The sequence below is a fragment of the Elstera litoralis genome, from assembly GCF_000963705.1.
GTDB lineage: Bacteria > Pseudomonadota > Alphaproteobacteria > Elsterales > Elsteraceae > Elstera > Elstera litoralis.
In genome coordinates, this window is the sequence record NZ_LAJY01000358.1 from 1 (window position 1) to 2,990 (window position 2,990).

At 59.9% G+C, this 2,990-nt stretch carries 2 protein-coding genes and 1 pseudogene; 1 reads left to right on the plus strand and 2 read right to left on the minus strand.

The window, feature by feature from the left end; translation table 11 throughout:
• Nucleotides 1-777, minus strand: a 777-nt coding sequence (locus tag VZ95_RS13570; RefSeq protein ID WP_045776324.1) for a succinate--CoA ligase subunit beta, incomplete at its 3' end; no start/stop codon positions are given.
• 232 nt (nt 778-1,009) lie between these two features.
• Nucleotides 1,010-1,981: a malate dehydrogenase gene (gene mdh / locus VZ95_RS13575; RefSeq protein WP_045776325.1), complete on the minus strand. Its 972-nt coding sequence runs from the start codon at nt 1,979-1,981 to the stop codon at nt 1,010-1,012.
• A 421-nt stretch (nt 1,982-2,402) separates the two neighbouring features.
• Between mdh and VZ95_RS13580 the strand changes: the two are divergent.
• Nucleotides 2,403-2,990: pseudogene (locus VZ95_RS13580) on the plus strand (NADP-dependent malic enzyme); the annotation flags it as partial.

Below are 2,990 nucleotides of genomic sequence, written 5' to 3' on the forward strand. Positions count from 1 at the left end.
AAGCTGATGCTTGGCGGCTTCGGTTTCGGCGGGGTCTTCTTCGTCTTCATCGCGCAGAGCTTCGACATCCTGATGCCGGAACAGCGCGTTATCGTCGAAGTTCATCTTGGCATCGAGGGCGATGATATCGCCCGCGCCGGTCACGACCAGCGGGTTGATTTCAACGATCGACGCATCGAGATCGACGAACGCCTTATACATCGCCGTCAGAAACTTCACGCAGGCACCGACCTGCTTGCCTTCAAGCCCGAGGGCGAAAGCAACGCGGCGACCGTGGAAGCCTTGCAGCCCCGTCACCGGATCGATGGCGAGCTTCAGGATCTTTTCGGGATGATCGTGGGCGACCTCTTCGATTTCCATGCCGCCTTCGGTCGAGGCCATCACGGTAATCCGGCTGGACGCGCGATCGACAAGCATGCCGAGATAGAGTTCGCGCTTAATATCCGCGCCCTCTTCGACATAGAGGCGCTTCACCTCTTTGCCCTGCTCGCCGGTCTGCTTGGTGACGAGCACCTGACCCAGCATGGCTGCGGCGTTTTCGCGCACGTCATCGACGGTTTTGACGACGCGGACGCCGCCCTTGCCGTTCGGATCGTTCTGGAAACGGCCTGCACCGCGACCGCCCGCATGAATCTGCGATTTTACCACATAAACCGGGCCGCCCAGTTCGGATGCGACCTTCGCCGCTTCATCGGGGGTATAAGCAACCCCGCCGCGCGGCACCGCGACACCGAATTTCGCCAAGAGCTGCTTGGCTTGATACTCGTGAATATTCATCGGTCCTCCCGTACGCTGCCGCCTCACCCCTTGAGCACGCCAGCGGGTCCTAATGCCCGGGTTTCGGGCGGGAGCCATAGGCAGGATCATGCGCAACGACCCTGCCTATGGACACGAAATTACATAATTCAGCGTAAACTACGGTCGGCGCGCACCATACCATTGCCCCGGCCGCAATGAAATGCAGCTTTCTCAGGGCTGACGTGTGGCAAAACACCGAACCGTCGCAAGATTACGCCCCCGACGCGGCCTTTGCGTCGAGATCCTTGCAAATCTGCACAAGACTACGGACCGCCGCGCAGCTCTTTTCGAAGCCCGCCTTTTCGGTTTCATCCAGCGAAATCTCGACGATCCGCTCGACCCCGCCCGCGCCCAGCACGACCGGCACGCCGACATAAAGATCGTTCACCCCATACTGACCCGTGAGGTAGGCAGCGACCGGCAGAACGCGCTTCTTATCCTTCAGATACGCTTCGGCCATCTGAATCGCCGAGGAGGCCGGAGCATAGAAGGCCGAGCCGGTTTTCAGCAGATTGACGATTTCGGCCCCGCCGTCGCGCGTGCGCTGAACGATTTGGTCCAGCTTTTCTTGCGTGGTCCAGCCCATCTTAATGAGGTCCGGCAGCGGAATACCGGCAACGGTCGAGTAGCGCACCGAGGGCACCATCGTATCGCCGTGGCCGCCGAGCACGAAGGCGGTTACGTCTTCGACCGACACATTGAATTCTTCGGCGAGGAAGAAGCGGAAGCGCGCGCTATCCAGCACGCCCGCCATGCCGACGACCTTATGGGGCGGCAGGCCGGATTTCTGCTGAAGCACCCACACCATCGCATCGAGCGGGTTGGTGATGCAGATCACGAACGCATCGGGCGCGTAGGTTTTAATGCCTTCGCCGACCTTGGCCATGACGCCAGCGTTGATGGCGATCAGATCGTCACGGCTCATGCCCGGCTTGCGGGCGACGCCAGCGGTGACGATGATAACATCGGACCCGGCAATGGCGGCATAATCGGACGCGCCCGACAGGGTGGCATCGAAGCCTTCCACCGGCGCGGCTTCGGCGATATCGAGGGCCTTGCCCTGCGGCACGCCGTCCACAACATCGAACAGGGTGATATCCCCCAGTTCCTTCAGACCAGCCAGCAGAGCCAGGGTGCCGCCAATATTGCCCGCACCAACCAGCGCGATCTTCTTCCGTGCCATAGGGCTTATCCTCGTTCGCTCAGAAACAAAAGGGCTCCGGCGCAGCCCGGCCCTCAGCCCCTTCTAGACGAGGATTGTTTCAATCATCACGACAAAAACAATCGCCTGCCCCGGTGCGGCATGAAGCCCGGACGCGTCATCGACCCGCTTGCTACAGCGATTCGCGGTCAAGGGCAAGCTTGGCAACGCGCGGCAAAGCCGCTCAGCCCGCAAAAAAACCGCTATGCAGCGCCTGCACGGCAGCATATGCGGCGAGGTGCCGCAGCAAGCATCGTCTCTTCCGTTAAAATTGTGTTAGTCTGGGAATCCGACCCAACCGAATCCCCCTGAATTTACAGGTATATTTCGGTAAAAATGCAATGATTTGAAAGGGGCCTCAGCCGTTAACGCGGCCCCTCAAAACCGGGAAGAAACGCGCGATATGACGACGCCGCAGCAAAAGAAAGTCACCGACGCCGAAGCCCTCTCCATGCACGCTAGCGGACGGCCGGGGAAAATCGAAATCACCCCGACGAAGCCGCTGGTCACGCAGCGCGATTTGAGCCTCGCCTATTCGCCCGGCGTCGCCGCCCCTTGCCTTGAAATCTTCAAGTCGCCGGATACGGCTTACGATTATACCGCCAAGGGCAATCTTGTAGCGGTGATTTCGAACGGTACAGCGGTGCTCGGCCTCGGCGATCTCGGCGCACTAGCCTCGAAGCCGGTGATGGAAGGCAAGGCGGTTCTGTTCAAGCGCTTCGCCGATATCGACGGCATTGATATCGAGGTTGATACGCGCGACGTGGACGAGTTCGTCAATGCCGTGCGCTATCTGGGGCCGACGTTCGGCGGCATCAATCTTGAGGATATTAAAGCGCCGGAATGTTTCATCATCGAACAGCGCTTGCGCGAGTTGATGGATATTCCGGTGTTCCACGACGACCAACACGGCACCGCCATCGTTGCCGCCGCCGGGCTGATTAATGCGCTCGATATTACCGGGCGGTCGCTGAAAGACATTAAGATGGTG